The 19820-nt window shown below is 39.9% G+C and carries 18 protein-coding genes, 1 tRNA gene and 1 pseudogene; 16 read left to right on the top strand and 4 right to left on the bottom strand.

The features are described from left to right. Positions 1-60: 60 nt before the first annotated feature. The 4 genes from GLIP_RS09120 (at position 61) to GLIP_RS09105 (ending at position 4583) form a co-directional block, all read left to right on the top strand. The gene (locus tag GLIP_RS09120; RefSeq protein ID WP_008844324.1) at positions 61-810 is read left to right on the top strand and encodes an electron transfer flavoprotein subunit beta/FixA family protein; all 750 of its coding nucleotides are present in this window, start codon (positions 61-63) and stop codon (positions 808-810) included. Beyond that, positions 810-1736, top strand: coding sequence for an electron transfer flavoprotein subunit alpha/FixB family protein (locus GLIP_RS09115; RefSeq protein ID WP_008844323.1), 927 nt, complete (start codon positions 810-812; stop codon positions 1734-1736). The genes GLIP_RS09120 and GLIP_RS09115 overlap by 1 nt, the downstream gene beginning before the upstream one ends. A gap of 275 nt (positions 1737-2011) precedes the next feature. Then, a complete protein-coding gene (locus tag GLIP_RS09110; protein WP_008844322.1) occupies positions 2012-4186 on the top strand; it encodes a TonB-dependent receptor in 2175 nt (724 codons plus the stop codon). Between the two features lie 22 nt (positions 4187-4208). Then, positions 4209-4583, top strand: a complete 375-nt coding sequence (locus GLIP_RS09105; protein ID WP_226992203.1) for a DUF1330 domain-containing protein — start codon at positions 4209-4211, stop codon at positions 4581-4583. Between the two features lie 164 nt (positions 4584-4747). Here GLIP_RS09105 and GLIP_RS09100 read toward each other — a convergent pair whose 3' ends face one another. Then, the gene (locus GLIP_RS09100) at positions 4748-4969 is read right to left on the bottom strand and encodes a helix-turn-helix domain-containing protein (protein WP_040522499.1); all 222 of its coding nucleotides are present in this window, start codon (positions 4967-4969) and stop codon (positions 4748-4750) included. Between the two features lie 120 nt (positions 4970-5089). Between GLIP_RS09100 and GLIP_RS09095 the strand changes: the two genes are divergently transcribed. The 11 genes and pseudogenes from GLIP_RS09095 to GLIP_RS09050 all read left to right on the top strand — a co-directional run bounded on the left by GLIP_RS09095 (position 5090) and on the right by GLIP_RS09050 (position 13189). Next, positions 5090-5320, top strand: a complete 231-nt coding sequence (locus tag GLIP_RS09095) for a hypothetical protein (RefSeq protein WP_008844319.1) — start codon at positions 5090-5092, stop codon at positions 5318-5320. Next, the gene (locus tag GLIP_RS09090) at positions 5313-6521 is read left to right on the top strand and encodes a tyrosine-type recombinase/integrase (RefSeq protein WP_008844318.1); all 1209 of its coding nucleotides are present in this window, start codon (positions 5313-5315) and stop codon (positions 6519-6521) included. The genes GLIP_RS09095 and GLIP_RS09090 overlap by 8 nt, the downstream gene beginning before the upstream one ends. Before the next feature lie 32 nt (positions 6522-6553). Beyond that, on the top strand, positions 6554-7423 hold the full coding sequence (locus GLIP_RS09085; RefSeq protein ID WP_008844317.1) for an HDIG domain-containing metalloprotein: 870 nt from the start codon (positions 6554-6556) through the stop codon (positions 7421-7423). Positions 7424-7472: 49 nt separating this feature from the next. Further along, positions 7473-7859, top strand: coding sequence for an HD domain-containing protein (locus tag GLIP_RS21405; RefSeq protein ID WP_008844316.1), 387 nt, complete (start codon positions 7473-7475; stop codon positions 7857-7859). A gap of 2 nt (positions 7860-7861) precedes the next feature. Then, positions 7862-8329: a hypothetical protein gene (locus GLIP_RS09075; protein ID WP_008844315.1), complete on the top strand. Its 468-nt coding sequence runs from the start codon at positions 7862-7864 to the stop codon at positions 8327-8329. Positions 8330-8405: 76 nt separating this feature from the next. Continuing rightward, the gene (locus GLIP_RS09070; RefSeq protein WP_008844314.1) at positions 8406-8804 is read left to right on the top strand and encodes a hypothetical protein; all 399 of its coding nucleotides are present in this window, start codon (positions 8406-8408) and stop codon (positions 8802-8804) included. 66 nt (positions 8805-8870) lie between these two features. After that, positions 8871-9134, top strand: coding sequence for an antitoxin Xre-like helix-turn-helix domain-containing protein (locus tag GLIP_RS09065; protein WP_008844313.1), 264 nt, complete (start codon positions 8871-8873; stop codon positions 9132-9134). An 18-nt stretch (positions 9135-9152) separates the two neighbouring features. After that, positions 9153-9293, top strand: a pseudogene (locus tag GLIP_RS22485) (hypothetical protein); the annotation flags it as partial. A 229-nt stretch (positions 9294-9522) separates the two neighbouring features. Next, positions 9523-10728, top strand: a complete 1206-nt coding sequence (locus GLIP_RS09060; RefSeq protein WP_008844312.1) for an ABC-three component system protein — start codon at positions 9523-9525, stop codon at positions 10726-10728. Then, positions 10728-11225, top strand: a complete 498-nt coding sequence (locus GLIP_RS09055; protein ID WP_008844311.1) for a three component ABC system middle component — start codon at positions 10728-10730, stop codon at positions 11223-11225. The genes GLIP_RS09060 and GLIP_RS09055 overlap by 1 nt, the downstream gene beginning before the upstream one ends. After that, positions 11225-13189 carry a DUF3732 domain-containing protein gene (locus GLIP_RS09050; protein ID WP_008844310.1) on the top strand — a complete coding sequence of 655 codons (1965 nt, stop codon included), beginning with the start codon at positions 11225-11227 and terminating at the stop codon, positions 13187-13189. The genes GLIP_RS09055 and GLIP_RS09050 overlap by 1 nt, the downstream gene beginning before the upstream one ends. Before the next feature lie 167 nt (positions 13190-13356). On the opposite strand, the gene GLIP_RS09045 is transcribed toward GLIP_RS09050, so the two are convergent. The 3 genes from GLIP_RS09045 to GLIP_RS09035 are packed head-to-tail and all read right to left on the bottom strand — an operon-like array spanning position 13357 to position 19270. After that, positions 13357-16452: a tyrosine-type recombinase/integrase gene (locus tag GLIP_RS09045; protein ID WP_008844309.1), complete on the bottom strand. Its 3096-nt coding sequence runs from the start codon at positions 16450-16452 to the stop codon at positions 13357-13359. Next, entirely contained in the window at positions 16449-18689 is a 2241-nt protein-coding gene (locus GLIP_RS09040; RefSeq protein WP_008844308.1) for a hypothetical protein, read from the bottom strand. Before GLIP_RS09040 ends, GLIP_RS09045 begins: the two co-directional genes overlap by 4 nt. Then, a complete protein-coding gene (locus tag GLIP_RS09035; protein ID WP_008844307.1) occupies positions 18686-19270 on the bottom strand; it encodes a hypothetical protein in 585 nt (194 codons plus the stop codon). Before GLIP_RS09035 ends, GLIP_RS09040 begins: the two co-directional genes overlap by 4 nt. A gap of 325 nt (positions 19271-19595) precedes the next feature. Between GLIP_RS09035 and GLIP_RS09030 the strand changes: the two genes are divergently transcribed. After that, a tRNA-Val gene (locus GLIP_RS09030) sits at positions 19596-19671 on the top strand. Positions 19672-19820: the final 149 nt, after the last annotated feature.

Genomic DNA, 19820 nt, shown 5'->3' with positions numbered 1-19820 from the left:
TTTTTCTTTTAAAAGTTATTACTAGCATGTTTTTTATAAAATTTATCTATGGAGACAATAGTGAAAATATTAGTGCCGATAAAACGTGCCATCGACTATAACGTAAAGGTACGCGTAAAGTCAGATAATTCTGGTGTAGATTTAACCAACACCAAAATGGCAATTAACCCTTTCTGCGAAATTGCGGTAGAAGAGGCTATTCGATTAAAAGAAAAAGGGATTGCTACAGAAGTTGTGGCAGTTTCTATTGGCGATAAATCTTGCCAAGAACAAATTCGTACTGCACTGGCATTGGGCGCAGATAGAGGTTTGCAAATCGACACAAGCGAAACTCTCGACTCCTTGCAAGTAGCAAAGCTACTGCATAGGGTTGTAGAACAAGAAGCGCCTGATCTTGTGATTTTAGGTAAGCAATCAATCGACTCAGACAATAATCAGACAGGCCAAATGCTTGCAGCGCTATGTGGCATGCCACAAGGAACATTTGCTTCAGTGATCAATATTACCGATAAGCAAATTCAAGTGACTCGAGAGGTTGATGGGGGGCTACAAACGATAGAACTAACGCTACCAGCTGTCGTCACCACAGATTTGCGATTAAATGAGCCTCGATATGCATCTCTCCCAAATATAATGAAGGCAAAACGCAAGCCTCTTGACGTAAAGTCGGCAGACGATTTTGGGGTTAATTTAAGTACTAAACTTAAAACGCTAAGAGTAGAAGCTCCCTCGCAAAGAGCGGGCGGTATAAAAGTCTCTGACGTGACAGAACTAGTAAATAAATTGAAAACCGAAGCAAAGGTGATTTAATGGCTATTTTATTATATGCAGAACACGACAATAAAGACTTAAAATCAGATACCTATAAATTAGTTAGCGCTGCACAACAAATGGATAGTGAAATACACATTCTTATTGCTGGTGATAATTGTGCAGAGCTTGCGAGTAAAGCAGCCGATATAAAAGGTGTGGCCAAGGTACTACTTGCTGACAACGCAACCTATGCGCATCAGCTAGCTGAAAATATAGCAGACTTGGTTGTGGAATTAGGCAAAAACTACAGTCACATCGTTTGCGCAGCTACCACGACAGGCAAGAATTTTATGCCCAGAGTAGCAGCACTTTTAGATGTAGCCCAAATTTCAGATATTATTTCTGTAGAAAGTCCTGATACATTTAAACGTCCTATTTACGCTGGCAATGCAATAGCGACAGTGCAATCTGCCGATGAGATTAAAGTAATCACAGTAAGAACAGCTTCGTTTGATGCAGCAGACACAGGTAATAGTGCGGCAATTGAGACAATTAATGCAGTTAAAACGTCCACGAATTCTAAATATTTGTCGGCTGAATTAACGGTATCTGAGCGTCCTGAATTAACCGCTGCCGATATAATTATATCTGGCGGTAGAGGCATGCAGAATGGCGAAAACTTCAAACTCTTAGATGGTATTGCAGATAAACTTGGCGCAGCCATGGGTGCGTCGAGAGCGGCTGTCGATGCCGGTTTTGTTCCTAACGACATGCAAGTCGGACAAACAGGAAAAATCGTTGCACCGCAGTTATATATTGCAGTCGGTATTTCTGGCGCGATCCAGCATTTAGCCGGAATGAAAGATTCAAAAGTGATTGTTGCAATCAATAAAGACGAGGAAGCACCTATTTTTCAAGTTGCAGATTATGGTTTGGTAGGTGATTTATTCGATATATTGCCCGAGCTCGAAGCAGCTTTATAACAGTAGTTTTGATACTGAATATTTAACTCAGCAAAGCATCTGAAAAGACCATTGATGGATAAATCAATGGTCTTTTTTTTTCTTCAAAATTAACGCTGACATTAGTTCATATGGTCTATGTAATCGCACTTAACAACTCATAAACTACTAATTAATAAAATAAATTTTTAGTTTTTACATTTTTTTAGGATTTTAGTTAATACCGTAAATAACTTAATCCTAGGATATGCACTAGCGCATATTAGGCAACCCAAATTTAAATTAAGGAACACATCATGAAACGAGTATTTATAAAGACACAACTTTCTACAATTATTGGCTTATACCTAAGCAGTTCTTTAGTTTATGCACAAACCACCGAGCAGGATACAGACGAAGATCTTGGCTTAGAAGTTATTGAAGTTACCGCACAAAAACGGGTTCAAAATTTACAAGAGCTGCCAATTGCCGTGTCGGTGTTCAACAGCGAAGCCATTCGAGAACAAGGAATTTCTGATGTTGAAGATCTCAGTCTATTTGCTCCAAATGTGCAAATATCTGAAACACCCGCTGGTAGCACTGGTGCCACAATTGCCATTCGTGGCTCAGTCACTATTAACCCCGCAATCACATGGGAACCTACCACGGGCGTATATATTGACGGTGTATTCGTGTCTAAAAATGTAGGCGGTTTGTTTGATGTAGCAGCGATAGATAGAGTAGAAATATTACGCGGCCCGCAAGGGACGCTTTATGGTAAAAACACGATTGGTGGTGCAATTAACATTATTACACGTAAACCCGCAGGGGAATTAGGTGGTGAGGTCCGCGTGGGTGCAGGTAATTATGGGCTAAGTGATTTTTATGTAAGCGCAGATTCGGCCCTCATAAACGATAGTCTAAGCCTAAATTTTACCGCTAATAAACGCGACCGCGATGGTTTTTACGACAACTTATCAGCTAACTCACCTATCACCAAGTTTAAAGAGCTCGACTCACTCTCCATGCGTTTTGCTGCGCTATATGAACATAGTGAAACACTCAATTTTTATTACGTTTACGACAGTAGCGATAAAGATCTCACGCCACCTCTTGGTCAAGTCAACATACCTTCACTTATGCCTGATGATGTTAAAAGTAGACAAGAAAGTGCTGCTCTTGATGGCGTAGACTTTGACCGCTCAAAAAGCACTGGACATGCCCTTACGGTGACCTGGGACGCTGGTAAAGATTTACAAGTTAAGTCGATAAGTGCTCTACGTGATATAGATTATGCTGATACTGTGGATGCAGACGGTGCAGACCTTATAGGTTTTCATACTGTTCGTAGAGTTAAACATGAACAATTTACACAAGAAGTCCAGTTTATAGGCAGTACCGGGGAGATTAATTACGTTGGTGGCTTGTTTTACATGACGGAAGAGTCTGATGCGGATAATCCTTTCACACTCGGCTTTGGTACCTTAAATAACTTTTATGGGGTAGAAACCGAATCCATGGCAGCATTCGCCCATGCAGACTACGACATAAACGAAAAATTAAGACTCACTGCTGGACTCCGTTGGACGACTGAAGAAAAAACACTTTATATAGAACGCCCAGATGATTTTAGTTTTGCATTTTTCTTCCCATTAGCGCGCACCACAGCCAATGATACATGGAATAACACAACGGCAATGATCTCACTTAATTACGAGCTTGCTGACAATATCCAAACCTATGGAAAAATTTCACAAGGTTGGAAAGCTGGAGGGTTTAACGGCGAAGCCCCAAATGCAGAACTAGCGATAAAGCCTTACGACGCTGAAGAAGTATTAGCATATGAGTGGGGGCTGAAATCGCGCTGGTTGGATCAGCGATTACAAGCAAACATCGCAGTGTTTTATAACGATGTTACTGATATGCAAATGTCAGAGTTTTTAGGCGCGTATTCTGATATTCAAAATGCGGGGTCAGCAAATATTAGCGGGCTCGAAGTTGAAATTGTAGCCGCTATTTCGCAGAATCTAAGTGCTAATTTTAACTATGGCTTACTCAACACAGACTATGATGAGTTTATCACCTTTGATGTTGTAACAGGCTTACCTAATGAAGTAACCAATACCGCAGAATTCCCCTACAGCCCTGAAAAAAAATGGTCTATAGGACTCAACTATCAAGCCGAGATATCTGTAGGTCAGTTGATTGTCTCTGCTGATTACAGTTACGTAGATGACCATTTCCCATATCATAATCAACCTTCAGCAGATTTCACTCGCATAGCAAGTTACAGCATCTTTAACGCCCGCATAACCTTGAGCGAAATAGCCGGCAGCAATTTTGATTTAGCAGTTTGGGGAAAAAATATACTAGATGAAGAATATCGCATCAACGGTTTACCTGTAGCTGACGCCACCGGCACGTTTATAGGCGGTTTAAATTATTATGGTAACCCCGCTACATTTGGTGTAGAGCTTAGCTATCGATTTTAAGCTAGAGAAAAAGGCAGTTTGTTTGAGCTTCAAACAAACTGCTAATCTCATTAATACTTTTAGAAAAAATTACCAGAAAGGCTTACTTATGGCAAATCATGAAGTTATTGTAATCGCAAATCTTGAAGTGACTGATGCTGATGAATATAGAAAGTATGAGAAAGGCTTCTTTCCTATTTTAAAAAAGCATAATGGTTCATTTATTACTTTTGATGATAATTCACAGCATATGGAGGGAGACTGCCCACTAGAAGGTCGTGTGATTTTATTTGGCTTTCCATCAGAAAAAGATGCAACTAACTGGTTCAATGACCCCGAATATCAAGCGCTATCTGAATATAGGCGCAAAGGAACACTCACACACAACATAACATTTACTAAAGTACTGAAGCGATAACTCGGCTTTTTATATTTAGCGTGTTAATTGTGACTAACTGTCCTTTCCCGTGGGTTAGATACTGGAAAAAGAGACACTCTCAGCTACTTAGTATTATGCGCTGCTTAATCCAGCCCGATACAAAGAGTTTGTTACACCTTGTTTTAATACAAAACGTACGCTAACTACTCTTCAACATACTCAACTAGATCATTAACTTTACACCCAAAATAAGCACACAACTTATCAATGTTGTCTGTCACTGTGCTGTACCCTTTTTTATTTGCTATTTTTGAGAGCGTCATTCGATTTATTCCTGTCGCCTTCGCTACATCAGTGATGGTCACAGTGTGCCCATCCTTAAATTCTTTCTCTGCTAAGAGCTGCTTAAATTTAAATTTCAACATGATTTATGATTATATTTATTATCACATGATAACTTTATGTGATTTAAAGGTTGACTTCAGCACTAAGTGATAATATATTTAATCACATGATAATATATTTAATCACATAGAGGTTGTATTATGAGTCTAACATACTTAACGACAGATCAACTAGCAAAGCGAATTCAATATCACCCCCGTACGATTCGCCACGAACTTATCGACAATTGTTTGTTTGAAGGACAACACTACATTCGCGCATTTGGTCGCAAGAAGTTTCTCTTCATTTGGGAAGAAGTGGAAAAAACGATGCACCTGCGCAGCGACATCGCTTTAAGAATGCCAACCGCAGAAGGAGCGAAATATGTTTAAGTTAGCTATCCGTAAGGATTCAAACTCACTGTATTTCAACGGAACCTATCTCGGCTTTAGATGCAGGGAGTACACAGGTTTGAAAGACAACCGTGAAAATAAAAGATTGATGAACTTAAAGTTAAAGGCCATCAATGAGGCAATTCAGCGCGGTGTATTTCGTTATGCTCAGTTTTTTCCAGATTCTAAAAATGCTAACGACATTAGTATCGCCGAAAAGCAAGTAGCTCGTGTTCCCGTGAATAATCAATTGCAGTATTTACCGCAAGGCCTTCGTCAGATAACACCTACTCTACACGACTTTGCTGATCTATGGATGGATGAAAACAAGATCAGTTGGCGCAAATCACACAGAGCTTCAATTGAGGGTATCCTCGCCAAGCATGTAATGCCGGTGTTTGGCGCAATGCCACTAGAAACGATTAAGCGTGAGCATATACTGCATTTCAGAACTCAGTTGAGTGAGTTGAAGGGGAAGAATGGCAACGGCCTCTTAAGCAACTCTAGAATCAACAAGATAATGTCAACGCTCAGGCAAGTTCTGAATGAAGCAGCGCTTCGGTATGATTTCGCTACTCCTTACCAGAATATAAAACAGCTCAAGAACAAGCCGAAAGATATTCACCCCTTTTCACTGAGCGAAGTGTCAAAGATCTTAGATAACGTTCGCGCGGACTACAAAAATTATTACACAGTGCGCTTCTTCACTGGTATGAGAACAGGTGAAATTGATGGTTTGAAGTGGCGTTATGTTGATTTTGAACGTCGCTTAATTTTAGTGAGAGAAACCATTGTGAATGGTATACAAGAAGACGAGACAAAAACTCTTAGCTCTCAACGCGAAATTGAGATGAGCGATGTTGTATTTAATGCACTAAAGTCACAATTCTTGGCTACAAACGATGTGTCTGAATATGTTTTTTGCACAACCACCGGCAGTCCATTAGCACACAACAATGTTACCAAAAGAGTTTGGAAACCTTTGTTAGCCAAACTCAACTTAGAATACCGGCGGCCCTATCAGAGCCGTCATAGCATTGCTACGCTGTGGCTCGCGGCAGGTGAATCTCCCGAATGGATTGCGAAACAATTAGGGCATGCAAATACCATGATGCTCTTCACGGTCTACTCAAGGTATGTACCTAATTTAACTCGGCAAGATGGTAGCGCATTCGAGTCGTTGCTAACAGAGCAACTTTAAACTGCATTTGTTATTCATAGGAGAAGTAGTATATGTCTAAGCAGTCGATACAAATAAAGCTAAAGAACGCATACAACTATACAAGGTTTAAGGGTACCTACTACCTCGTTGGTTTCGTAGCACGAATTGACAGCTATAACGTACCGTTTTGGGAAATAACCTTGTCTGATGCTACCGGACACATCAAGGTTTACTGTCGTGACGAGAGCTGCATCTATAGCAAATTCAAGCCCCAGTCATTGGTTGATGTTGAAGTTAGAACGGAGATGACAGGGTTACATCCGCACTTTCGTTGTAAATATATAGAATTGAGTTCGAAGGCTCCACAACAACTTGGGACACTTTCAATATTACCGTCAAGTCTTTGCTCTATTCCAGGTGCGGTTCAAATGCTCTGCCACTTAGCCGCAAGCATTCAAACTAGCTACCTTAAAGAGTTTCTTCACGAAGTACTTTTACAAACCGAAGTTGGAATGCGATTTATACAGTGCCCAGCAAGCCTGCGTTATCACCACAGCTACCAAGGAGGCTTATTGGCGCACTCATTAGAGGTTGCTGCGGCATTTTGCCAAAACAACTCGCTGACACAAGTAGATAGAGACATCGGCATCGTTGCTGCTCTTCTTCACGATATTGGTAAGACTCAGACACTCACACCTGATCAAAACCGAACGGCTATTGGTCGACTCGTTGACCATGATCAACTGACATTGCAAATATGTAGTTCAGCCTTAGAAACGTTGTCGAGCAAGCACAACGGGGTTGCAAATCATTTATGTCATATTTGGACCTGCGAGTCCGATGGATCACGTTATGGCTTTAAGGCTAAAACACATATTGCAAGACTTCTACGCACATACGATCACGCCAGTGCGTTCAATGAAAAAGCCACTGCATGCTGATTTAGTATTGCAAAGAAACCATACTCCCCAAACTAAAAGGAACATATCGATGAATCAATCAAGTAACTTAGCAAACGCATTAAGCCTCGTAACATTTGCTCACAACGGCCAAACACGCAAGTTTAATGGTACTCCCTATATTTGCCATCTTCTTGAAGTAGTTGCGATACTCCATCATGTTGGCATATCTGATGATACTACGCTCGCTGCAGCGTTGTTGCACGACATCATAGAGGACACGTATATAGATGAAAGTACGCTGTCTGAATTGATTGACCAAACATTCACTTCCGCTAAGCAGATGTCGTGTATTCATGACTCTGTGGTGACCGACATTGTTCGCGAGCTTACTGACAATAAACTTCAGACTAAACTCGAGCGTCATGACGCACTTCTCGCCAGAATATTGACCATGAGCGAAAACGCGGTAACGTAAAGTTGGCTGATTTAATCAGCAATATGATGGCTAAACCTCATAAATGGGATGAAAAAGTGACTCGTACATACTATGCAATTTGCAAAGAAGTCATCGAAACCATCTCAAAGGATAGCGCTGCCGTAAACCAAGCATTGCTAGCGTTAGCAAAGTATGCACATGATTGTCAGACGCGAGGTTCAGCATTTTATACCCTCCTCTGCGACGGATTAAGTGTAGGGAATTTGTACTGGTCTTTAACAAATGAATGCTTTGTCATCGCATCCAGTACCTCAGAAAAGACCGTAAATGGAGTGATTATTGATAGCCAACTAAATGAGCTTTTCCAATGTGGTTTGCTGCATACTTTCCGGCTTTGTAACTCTGCCACCATTGACATATTTTGTGCAGAACGACATAGCGAGAGTGGCGAAGACTTTGCCTACGCTGTGCCACTGAAAGTAGAAAAATGTTTACGAGTTGCGCTGTAGCAAAGTTTATTCTTAACTTATTAGCACACCAATTGGATGTATTTAGCGTCTATTGAATTGATGAAGTAGGAATCAGATGAGCAAAATACAATCTTCCAAAATGTCGAAAGCAGAGATTATTAGTGTTATTAAGGCCACGATGACACTTTTAAACAATTGGAATTTAACGAGGCATCAAAAGGCGCTATTGCTTGGCTTGCGCTCTGCTTCTTCGCTCCGCAACTTTGAGAGTAAACCTGAGCTGGTTGCACTCAATCGAGACCAGATTATGCGTATGAGTATCTTGATGAATATTCATGAAGCTATCCGAGTCTGTTTTAAAAATCCCGAAAACGTTAATGGGTTTATGTTGATGGTCAATCAAAATCCCCCTTTTAATGGAATACGACCGATTGATATGGCCACACGCGACATGCTCGGGTTGACTCGGACTTACGAGGCGATTGACGCCATGCAATATGGCATGTGGGGATAAGTTTAAGATGGAAGTATGTATCAATTACTATTACTTGTGGAAATAATTAATAAGCTGAGGTGATTAATGTGCTATCGAAAGGTGCTGAGACGAGAGATTGACTTACCCATTAGCGATATTGAAATGCATGAAGCGATATGTAAAGGGTTGCCGTTTTCAGTTTTTATACGGATTTCGACAACCACTGATATGCAGCACAAGGAACTCGCAACATGTTTAGCTATTTCAACGAGAACGCTGAATAAGAGAAAACAGTCGGGAACGTTTACGCAAAACGAAAGTGACAGGCTTTATCGATTTACCGAAATATTGGCGGTCACGGCAGATTAACTCGAAGGTAGTCAAAGCGATGCGGTAGCATGGCTACAATCAGAAGTGAAAGTACTGGGCTATACAAGACCAATTGACTTACTGTTAACCAGCGCTGGGAATGGTAGGAACCAACTCAGTAAAAATAGCTATTATGAGAGGCGCAAGTACTTGCGTTAACCCCTCGTATACCTTGGAGGTTTAAATCATTTTAAGATTAATTTATTTTATACTTATCTAGTACTTACTTCCCTTTATGTAAAACAATCACCTTCCCAAAACACAATCGAAGTGATACATTTTAGATGGCAACATTAAGGCTTCAACAGGTGTTATTGATACTACAATCGGTCAAGGATTTTATCACTAACGTTTAGCAATTAGTGGTGGAAAAGATAAGGATAGTAAGTTGGTTAAGAAAAATATATACGACGCCTCCGCCTCTGCTTTGGGTTATATCTATCAAGTAAGATATGCGTTGCTACTCGCTTTACAAAAACTTAGGAACGTAGATGATCCTGACAATTGTTTTATCTCCATTGAAATACTTGATGATATTGCGTTTGAGGAAAATGGAACACCAACAGAATTACTTCAAGCCAAATATCATGGCAACGCGGGAAATCTAACCGACCGAAGTTCAGATTTGTGGAAAACTATAAGAATTTGGTCAGAAATGATGACTGATCCGCTTCAAACTTTCGAGTCGGCAACGTTTTCTCTTATTACGACCGAGAGTTCCGCTCCAGAAACTATCGCTTCATTGCTCAGTGAAGACAAAACTCGCCGAGATGCAGGTAAAGCAGTTATCGCAATGCAAAAAATTGCAGCCGAAACAGAAAATAAAACCAATGCTGCGGGATATAGTGCCTTTAATTCTCTTGAACTTTGGCAACAAAAAAAGTTAGTAAACTCAATTTATATTATTTGTAATTCTCCTACGATTATGGATGTAGACTCTAAAATCAAAAAAGAATTGATTTTGAGTGTGTCTGATAATCATGTTGATGCGTTCTCAAGTCGGCTTGAAGGCATATGGTTTAAACGAGCCATAGAGGTAATGTCCTCTCCTAGTGAAAACGGTATTGGCTTGGGCGAGATAAGAAGTGCTATAGATGATTTGAGAACACAGTTTTTACCGAGTAACCTGCCTTCTGACTATGACGAGGTAGAGCCTGAATATATTGATATAGATAATGATAATAGAATTTTTGTTGAGCAACTTAGACTGCTTGGCGTAAATGATAGAGTTATAAAAAATGCAATAATAAATTACTACCGCGCATTTGAGCAGCGCTCTCGGTGGTCGAGAGACGGTCTTGTAAAGCCCGGCGAGCTGAAGACTTATATGAAAATCCTTCAAGATGAATGGGACAACCGCTCTTCTTTATTGGAAATGAAATGTGATTTATCGGATGAAAATCAAAAATTAGATATGGGCAAAGACCTATACGCAATATGCCAAACTGATGGCGCAAAGCCAATTCGACCAGAGTTTAAATCAGAATATGTTGCTCGGGGCACCTATCATGACTTATCCGATAACCGAAAAATTGGTTGGCATCCAGACTATGATACATTGCTGCAATCTTCAAATGATAAAGGAGTTGCGTAATGTTGAATGATAGCTCTTTCTCAGATGAGGAGTTGGGGCTTCTAAATCCTGCATATATCGGCTTTTTACTTTATTCATCACTCTTAGAGTTTGAGGCTTTCAAAAAAGAAGGGATGAATTGTGCACTTCCCTTTATTGCTATGCCTATGGCAATAAATAAACAAATTTCAACATGTCTTCCCACCACAGTGAAAACAACAATTGGGTCATGGGTAGCATCTAATGAAGGTGCTCTTGCAAGCCTGCATAGTCAAGCTGAGTCTTACAATAATGTAGTAAAGTCATCTATCAGCTTTTTACTTGATCGAAATGTCATTTCGATATGCGAGAATGGCAATTTGCGTCTTGAAAATAAATCTTTAGTTAAAAACCCGGTTCTATTTACAAAAAGTGCTGATATGAAAGAGGCTCTGAAGGCTTCACGGATGATTGGTAGGTGGTTCTCTCATGCGCCATCAGTAGAAACTATCTTTGCCCAGCTAGGAGTGCGCCCTTAATGCAAATTAAAAAAATATCACTATACGGTAACAACGGCGAACGCCGTGACGTTGATTTTAAAGCATCGCAAGTAAATGTAATTACTGGGGCGTCTAAAAAGGGGAAGTCTTCACTTATAGATATTGTCGAATATTGTTTGGGGTCAAGTGAATGTTCGGTCGCGGAAGGTCATATAAAGCAGACGGTTAAGTGGTACTCGGTAACGTTAATATTTTCTGATACTGAGGTGTTTATTGCTCGTAAATCACCTCTTCAAGGCGAAAAATCGAGTTCCGCATGTCATATGCTAGTCGCTGGAAACATTACAACACCCAAATATTTAGAGTTAGAAGTCTCTACCAATATTACAAGCGTTGTCGCTTTTCTAACCAGCAAACTTGGAATTCCAGAACAAGTTACAGAAGTCCCAAATGAACAAACACGTTCTAGCATTAAAATTGGATTCAAACACTCAAGATACTATTTGTTTCAAGGGCAAGACGAGGTTGCAGCTAAAAGGATTCTATTCCATAGGCAGTCAGAACCACACATTCCACAAGCTATTAAAGATACATTACCCTATTTCATGGGTGCGGCAAAAGATGACAGATTGTCTGAAATCGAGAAACTAAGGGCACTAAAGCGGGATAAAGTGCGGCTGCTAAAGCGCATAAAAGAGATCGTAAGCTTAAAAGGCGAAGGTCTTCAAAAGGGACATGATTTGCTTGCTGAAGCGCAAGCAGTTGGACTTTATGAAAGTAAAGTTATTCCTACTGATACTCAACTTTTGGATGTATTGAGAAATATAAGCCGATGGGTTCCATCAAATATCGAAGATAACTTTTTAGATGGTGACCCGTCTTATGAATTGGATATGCAATACCGTCAATTCTCTGAACAAAAAAAGGTGATTAGGTCAAGATTACGCGCTGCCAATGAATATGCAGGCTCAATTGATGGGTTTGAGGGCGAATTATCTGAACAAGCTTTAAGGCTAAAATCAATTGGGCTTTTTAAAAATATCTCGCAAGAAAATGTGTGCTCTGTTTGCGAACGACCTCATGATGAAAAAAGCAATGCCGACAAGATTATTGAGGCAACCATAGCGCAGTTGGATAATAAATTAGAGGGTGTAAATCGTAACAAACCGAGAGTAACCAATTATCTTCAAGATTTACGAGCAGAAGATAAAAATCTTGCCGAGAGTTTAAAAAAGACACGCAGCGCATTAGAGGTTATCCAAGCGCAAGAAGTTGCTAGTAAAACAAAAGCGCAGTTGGACGCACAACGTTTAAGAGTTATTGGAAGGATATCCCTTTACCTTGAAAGTGTTGATCTTGGGGAAAACATCCAACCCATTCAAAACAGTATCGATGAACTAGAACCTCAAATTGAAGAGCTTGAAGAGAAATTAGACCCGGAAACACTTAAAGAGCGCCTCGAATCTCAATTAAGTCTAATCGGAGAAGATATGACTCGTTGGGCGCGTGAATTAGGCCTAGAGCATAGTGAAAACCCAATTCGTCTTGATACAACAAAGCTTACAGTAGTTGCCGAAACTCCATCAGGACGAACACCACTATATCGTATAGGAAGTGGTGAAAATTGGGTTGGATATCATCTCGTAGCATATTTAGCATTAGCAAAATGGTTCATTGAGCAAAATAGACCAGTTGGACGGTTTATCTTTTTTGACCAACCAACTCAAGTCTACTTTCCATCCGATAATTCAAATACCGGTAATCTGAATGAAATTGAAAATGACGAAGATCGTGAGGCTGTAAAGCGGATGTTCGAATGGATATTCAAAGTGGTTGAAGAATTATCGCCAAAGTTGCAAGTAATTATCACGGATCATGCTGACATAGATGAAGATTGGTTCCAGTCTTCGATAGCTGATACCAAATGGCGTGGTGAAAATGCTTTGATTCCGAAACATTGGTACGAGCAAAGTGAGAGCAATACTCCTGAATTAGGTGATTAGTTAGTGCATATTCTGCCGAAGCTGAACATCAACTCTAATTCATCTAATTCAACGTGAACGCCTACACCACGCTCTCCATGACAATAATAAACTGATTGCACTGCATGCAGTCTTCTTTTATTTAATTGTTTAAAAGAGTTATCTCTCAAGTTGTTGCAACCCTATAACTATAACATTATCTTGAGCATATGAAATAGATAACCAAGCGTACGCGCGCTATAGGTCCCAACTTGTCGTACCTCTATAATTTTCGCCTCATCGGGATGCCTCAAACGAAGTGCGAGCGGTAGGGGCACCTCTCTTTGGTAGTCTTTTGGGGGCCGATCAATACCAAACCCTTGTTTCTCTTTCGATTCAAACCATCCATCCATAGCAAAATCAGCATTTCTAGTAGACTCTTTAGAGCTTATCTCCCATCTACTGGCTGGAAATACATCGATTATTATATCTACAAAGCGATCTAGGGTGTCACGATCATAAAAACGGATAAATGGATTACTTCTATTTGAGTGGTGCAAAAAGTAGTCAATTGCCCAAATTATTTCGCCTTTATTTGCTTTATACACTTCTCTAAGTTTTGTAATAGCGTTGTTTGCATCTTTTAACTCTGCGTTCGATTCAGGTCGCTTTGGCGCTAGCCTGTGTGTAAAAGTTTGATCTTTTATAGATCGAGACTGCAATCGCAAACCGCCTCTACTTGTTGTCAAAGCCTGAAGTGTTTTTGCATTCTTAATCCAATTGTATACCAGCGGCAATTTTTCGAGATTGTGCTGAGTGACGATTACATCTATAGGGTCGCCGTCTTCAACGCACTTCAATACTGAATAGCACAATTCAATGGTTGGTTCAGCAGGTTTAAAGAGTAGTGTTTTACTGTTGGCTGTATTGCGACCTTTGGTGCTTACTTTATTCAGTTTACGTTTATCTTCAGCATAAGCACTTGCTTTTGACTCAATCCAATTAACTATATTGCCATACCATTGCACATCATCAACTGAACGCTTGGTTAGACGAGTCTTAGAATTTTTCGTCATATTTAACGCCGCCTCAATACTTGATTTAGGAATCGACAAAAATGCTACTCGCAATTTTTCCGATGCTATGTAGTCAGTAAAATGGAGGTAATTGCTGAATGTGATTTCTGGTGTGGCATGCCCAGCAAAACTGGCTAACAACCAATACTTATCTCGCCTAAACGTGTTGCCGCATACAAAACCCAACATATGCTTAATTCTATTGATATCGTCTTTTGTGTACCCCACTAAGTCCTCAAGAAGGGACAATTGATCTTCGACGACTAAATGCAGGTTAGACAATGCTGAGTGGCGCAAACCGTGGAATGTAGATTTTACACCCGTCGCAGCAGTTGCGATCTGAGCGAATGTAGTACTGACGAAGTTTGGATTCAGTGGTATGTTAAGTGTATTCGACTCTGAAAAGAGTAAGATATTATTATTTTTCGCTATTTGCCTTCTTGTTGCAATATAGCGCTTAATAAACTCACGTTCCTCTTCCAACAGCAAAACCTCAAGCGGAATCTTTCTTAACGATGATGATGACTTACCGTCTGCAAATTTATTATCCCGGACAAAAATCCAGCTATCATCTGAGTTTTCTATGTCATTTATTCTCAATTTTAAAAGCTCACCAAGCCTCAAGCCTGAGCGTATTGCAATAATGAACAGTGCTTTCAATGTTGGCTGTAGGCTTTTATCTACTATGGTTTTATCAATTAAAGATAATACCTCTGCAAAAGCAAATTGGGGAATATAGTATGCTCTTACGAACTGGTTAGTTCTGCCCTCTGCATCACTCAATGGCACTGGTAAAGGGGCTAACTGATAGTGGCGTTGCAAGAACGAATGAAATTGGTCGAATCTTCCTGCCATGTAACGCCTGTTCTTATCACTTAGCGTTGCATCTAGTATTCGCTTGTACAGCGCCTCGAAATCTTCTGGTTCAAAACTACTAATATCAATTTCACTGGTGTGGGCTAGCCACGGTGCTCCTATTGCAGACCAGTATCTGCTCGCGCTCGACACTTTGATTTTTTGCTGAGTTAGCATTTCCTCTAGCCAATGAATTAACGAAGCAAAATTTAGGTTAAGGGGTTGCTCTTTTATTTGAACTAACGATGCTAAAACCAACTTGCTGGTTCTCTTATGGCCTTTCTCATCTTTTGGTGCCAAGGCAAGTCTTACGTCAGATATTGTCTTTTCGATATTGATACCTGCAGTAACATTAATACTCTGCTGAAAATCAACTTTACTGCGTTTGCTATTATGCTTTTGATGCTGGAATGACACACTCGACAACGTGCGGTTCGATATTAATTCATAGACATCTGGCGGTAGTGAAGCACTTCTTATTTTACCGCTTGAATATGCAATGGTTGCTTGGTCAATATCGCAGTTTGGCCTATTTTCAATTACGCCTGCGCTTGCAGTACATAAGGATTCAACTGTCTTTATATGGCGCACGATTTCACGATCAACGTTTTTAAGTGTCTTACTTAAAGTACTCCATAAGCTCTGCCTCTCACAGATTTTAGCATTATCAGCGCTACTAAAAAGTGTAGTAATAAAACCAAGCGTTAGCGGATCTGGGTAAAATCTTCGAAGCGTTAATTCGGTATCATTTACAATCGTATTTGATGGCTGAGACTTACTAGAAAAAAGCAACTCGATAAAGATGCCATACTTATCTCGGACTAGAGGTTTTTGTAACTTCTGGCTCAGAAGCTGCTTCTTTAGGCTATCCAGCGCCTCAGGAATGCAGAGGCCGCCAAAGATACATGCAGACACCAAACAATTACCAATCGCTTCCTCGGGACTTGCGGCGCGTTTAGAAGCATCATCTTCGCTGAGGCGCACAAGCCATTGCTCTACCCATGTGTTGAGTTTACTGCTTTTTTTAAACCAAGACGCATTACGCAGTGTTGCTTCTCTACGATATCGATGAATGTAGCTCGGAACTGGAAGCGACCACCTGCCCTCTTTATTACCTTCATTGATTGTTTTAGACAAGTAATTGCGAGCATATCGATATTGCTCAAACTTTTTATATTTGGTTTGCAGCTCTGTAATTACTTCGCTGAAGATCTGTTCGATATCTGCTTCAGATATACTTTTTATGTCGGCGGTTACATCTGATGCAATTTTCTCTGCTATTAACAACTCAACATAATTGCGTATATCAAGCTGCCGCCCTTTTCTATTTTTTGCTCGTTGTTCATAGCCGTATAATTTGTCTTTAATCTTCACAAGCGCAGACCTTCGATACTGCTGAAAGGCTTAATTTCAAGGTTTTTGCTTAAAAGCTGATTTAATAATCTGGCTACTTCATCAAGATCCTTCATTGATACCCCACTGTAGCGCGAAAAAGGGTCACCATCTCCATTTACGTGACCCATAAATACATCGACAGCAAGCGGTTTTGCGTTGTTATCCCGCAGCCACGTTCTAATGAAGTGCCTATGCCAGTTTAGCGGTATCGGCAATAAATCAATACAAAAATCATCTAGGAGCTTTGGAGTTATTGTTAGGAAACGGCTGTCTTGAATGAATGAAAACAGTGGCAGTTCTCCGAGAAGAGTGTCAGTTATATGTTTACCATCTTGATAGCTTAATTGAGCAAAATAGTGATGGATATGCCTCAAGTGTGTGAGGTAGTGATTCAGTTGCTCTTTTGCTAACGACGGCAGTTTTAATACTCTCCCCGCAGAGTTTGATCTACTTTCTTTGTCTGCAATGAAAACAGTAGAGGTCTCAAGATCAAACGCGTCGATGGTGTGATAAGGATGTTTTACTGGGCGGTGCCCGGTCGATAAATTAAGTATAAAAAGGGTGTAAACGGTGAGATAGTTGTGTAAAACCTCAATATTCTCCCATCCCATTTGCAGTTGCTCGAGAAGTTTTGCATGCAAAACCGCAAATAGCTTTTTGGCTGTATCTTCCTGAAGTTGCAGTGCACTGCCGACGGTTAGATCAGTCTTTTTCTTAAAGTCACTTAATCCATAATTGTTATCGGCGTCTAGATACGAAAGAAAGTCTTGGTGTAGTTCGATTAATTTTTGTACTGGCACTTGATAGTAATAACAGGCTGCATGTTGCACAACTGAGCTACCTTTCATCAATGCAATCTCAGCAGCATCAGCGCCAGCTTTTATTAGATAAAATGGCATTACACTGCTAATTTTTGCTAACGTAAACCGAGTGCAATACCTCTTGTTCATCTGAGAAATACAATCAGAAATGGCTTGCTTAGTGCTATCGATAGCCAGATCTAAGCGAGTTATATTAGCAATTAGGTTATTCATGCATTTGGGAATAATCAACAATACCTCGCCTTTTGGTTTTTTAATCAGCGTTATTGCTTTTTTGATCATCTCATAATTCGGTAAGCTTGGTTTATAGCGGATAACATAATGATCGCTTAGCTCCCCAGTTTCCGCTTTAGTCATAACCACTTCATTATCTAAAAACTCACTAATTGTTCGCCCAGTGATTAGCGATAAAAGGAGTAGACCAAAGTAAGTATCATCAATATTATGCATGCACTCCTTCACGAGAATTGTGACTTCATGTTTAGTGAGGAATCTAAATTCAGTGGTTAGTGACTTTTCTCTACGCTCAATATTTGCAGCTACCGAATTGGCCAGTTGCGATTTTAAACGGGCTGATTTTTTTACTTCGTCTGGAGCAATCAGTAAGAATTCAAAGTAACGAGTCGCAGTTTTTTCATCTATAATTTTTTCTAAATGGTCACCGTTACTGGTGGTTACATTGCCCTCTGTTGCCAATATTTCAGTGTACTTAGGCTCGTCGTCTTCAAAAGGTACCAAGCTCTCTTTGTTCGTATAATTTGGCTTCTTGTCAGGGGGAATCTCTTTTGGTTGATCGACGCGAATACGTTTACTTATAGTAGGCATCCTTGCCGAGTATTTATCAAATAACGATGCTAATCTCGTTAAATGATGTGGCGCAAGTTTAGACTGCTCTCTTATTTCTAAGAAGTCTTTTTCTGTATAAGTCTTATAAGGCTCAATTAACCCAATAATAGGTTGATACTTATTGTCTGTGAATATGATACGAGTCGCATCAAATGCGCGCTCAATGTAGTCTTCATAACCTTTAAGCTTTTTTAATTCATAAGCAGCAACAAGGACATTTAGTTGCAGCGACAAAGCAGCCTCTAAATAGTCTCGTTTTACTTTTGATATAGAGATAATGAACGAATAAAAAGGAAAAGCTCCAATTTTCTTATTAGCTTTTATTAAATCGTATAATCCTGGTTCTCTTAATAACCTTACCTGTTCTTGACTGAATTGTTGGCGAAGCTCCTCAAAAGCATTATCACTAAAGGAGAAATCAAAGCTCTTAATTTCATTTGCGAAATAAGAAAGATACGCGCAGTGGCTTACAACACTTTTGCGTTGTTTTACGGCATAACCATCATCGAATAATTGATTAACTTTACATTGAAAAGACACTTCGTTCATCTCAGTAGTTGCTCAAAAACTGATTGCGTTTCGTTCTCTGGTCTCATCGAATTCTTAATAGCCCAGCGCACGGACTCGCGAGAGCACCCGGTAATATACTGCACAGCCATTTGTGCTGATCGAGAGTAATTTGACGACAATAATTGAGGCTTTAATGATGAAGGAATTGCTTCTATTAAATTGACCCACTGTGCCAAAGATACGGTTTTCTGCATGTCAAAAACATGTTTTGATAGTAGGTATTGCCACGCGTATTTTTCAAAATTGATGCCTGTAGAAGTGCGAAACTCAATTATTTCTATGTCATCTATCCCCATGAGAAGACAGTGCTGAAACCATCCCCAACCTGAGAAAAAACGCAATTCACCCGCAGATATCTTGATACAAACCAGTGGATTAATCTGCTGATTTTCTCTCACAAACTCGACATCTTCAGCTGTTGCTGACGCACTGAAGCGCGCGTTTGAATTGGCATTGGTCTTGATATTTTTACTATGAATAAATGCATTTTTAGCATCGGCATGGCATTCAATATTGCATCGAGAAAGCCTGACAGTTTTCAAATTTCGGTTAGTTTTCATAAATACACTTAGCACGCTTACAATCTAAGGAGACTCAAAAATAAATTATATTGGTTACTTACAACCATTAAAATAATGCATTTTTTAAATTACTACAAATAGAGAGTTCTAATGTTAGAATATACATGCGGGCGTAACTTGCTTAAGAGATATACACATTATTTGGAAAAAGTACCTTTTATTGGTAAAAATTAATAATTATGTGATATTAGGTGATACTCTGTAATTTAGTATAAAGTTGAAAACAGCGCTCTTACAAGGCGAGGGTCACTGGTTCAAGCCCAGTAGCGTCCACCACTTTTTCTCCATACAATTCAGATAGATTGGACGCTTAGCTCAGTTGGGAGAGCATCGCCCTTACAAGGCGAGGGTCACTGGTTCAAGCCCAGTAGCGTCCACCATCTCTATATTCAAATTTTTCACATCCTCTTGTCAATATAAAAACTCAATAATAGAAGTTTGTGTTCGTAAACGGTTTTATTAGATCATGGACAGGCACTCAACTAATCAATATAAATATAAAAACTAGACTACTCACCTTTCTTTTCAT

The organism is Aliiglaciecola lipolytica E3 (assembly GCF_000314975.1).
Lineage (GTDB): Bacteria > Pseudomonadota > Gammaproteobacteria > Enterobacterales > Alteromonadaceae > Aliiglaciecola > Aliiglaciecola lipolytica.
Note: the sequence above shows the minus strand (reverse complement) of the source record. Positions and strands in the feature narration are given on the sequence as shown.

Excerpts from the sequence above, each read along its gene's own strand:
- GLIP_RS09115 (WP_008844323.1), top strand. The coding sequence starts at position 810 with ATGGCTATTTTATTATATGCAGAACACGACAATAAAGACTTAAAATCA.
- GLIP_RS09110 (WP_008844322.1), top strand. The coding sequence starts at position 2,012 with ATGAAACGAGTATTTATAAAGACACAACTTTCTACAATTATTGGCTTA.
- GLIP_RS09100 (WP_040522499.1), bottom strand. The coding sequence starts at position 4,969 with ATGTTGAAATTTAAATTTAAGCAGCTCTTAGCAGAGAAAGAATTTAAG.
- GLIP_RS09095 (WP_008844319.1), top strand. The coding sequence starts at position 5,090 with ATGAGTCTAACATACTTAACGACAGATCAACTAGCAAAGCGAATTCAA.
- GLIP_RS09090 (WP_008844318.1), top strand. The coding sequence starts at position 5,313 with ATGTTTAAGTTAGCTATCCGTAAGGATTCAAACTCACTGTATTTCAAC.
- GLIP_RS09085 (WP_008844317.1), top strand. The coding sequence starts at position 6,554 with ATGTCTAAGCAGTCGATACAAATAAAGCTAAAGAACGCATACAACTAT.
- GLIP_RS21405 (WP_008844316.1), top strand. The coding sequence starts at position 7,473 with ATGAATCAATCAAGTAACTTAGCAAACGCATTAAGCCTCGTAACATTT.
- GLIP_RS09070 (WP_008844314.1), top strand. The coding sequence starts at position 8,406 with ATGAGCAAAATACAATCTTCCAAAATGTCGAAAGCAGAGATTATTAGT.
- GLIP_RS09065 (WP_008844313.1), top strand. The coding sequence starts at position 8,871 with ATGTGCTATCGAAAGGTGCTGAGACGAGAGATTGACTTACCCATTAGC.
- GLIP_RS09055 (WP_008844311.1), top strand. The coding sequence starts at position 10,728 with ATGTTGAATGATAGCTCTTTCTCAGATGAGGAGTTGGGGCTTCTAAAT.
- GLIP_RS09050 (WP_008844310.1), top strand. The coding sequence starts at position 11,225 with ATGCAAATTAAAAAAATATCACTATACGGTAACAACGGCGAACGCCGT.
- GLIP_RS09040 (WP_008844308.1), bottom strand. The coding sequence starts at position 18,689 with ATGAACGAAGTGTCTTTTCAATGTAAAGTTAATCAATTATTCGATGAT.
- GLIP_RS09035 (WP_008844307.1), bottom strand. The coding sequence starts at position 19,270 with ATGAAAACTAACCGAAATTTGAAAACTGTCAGGCTTTCTCGATGCAAT.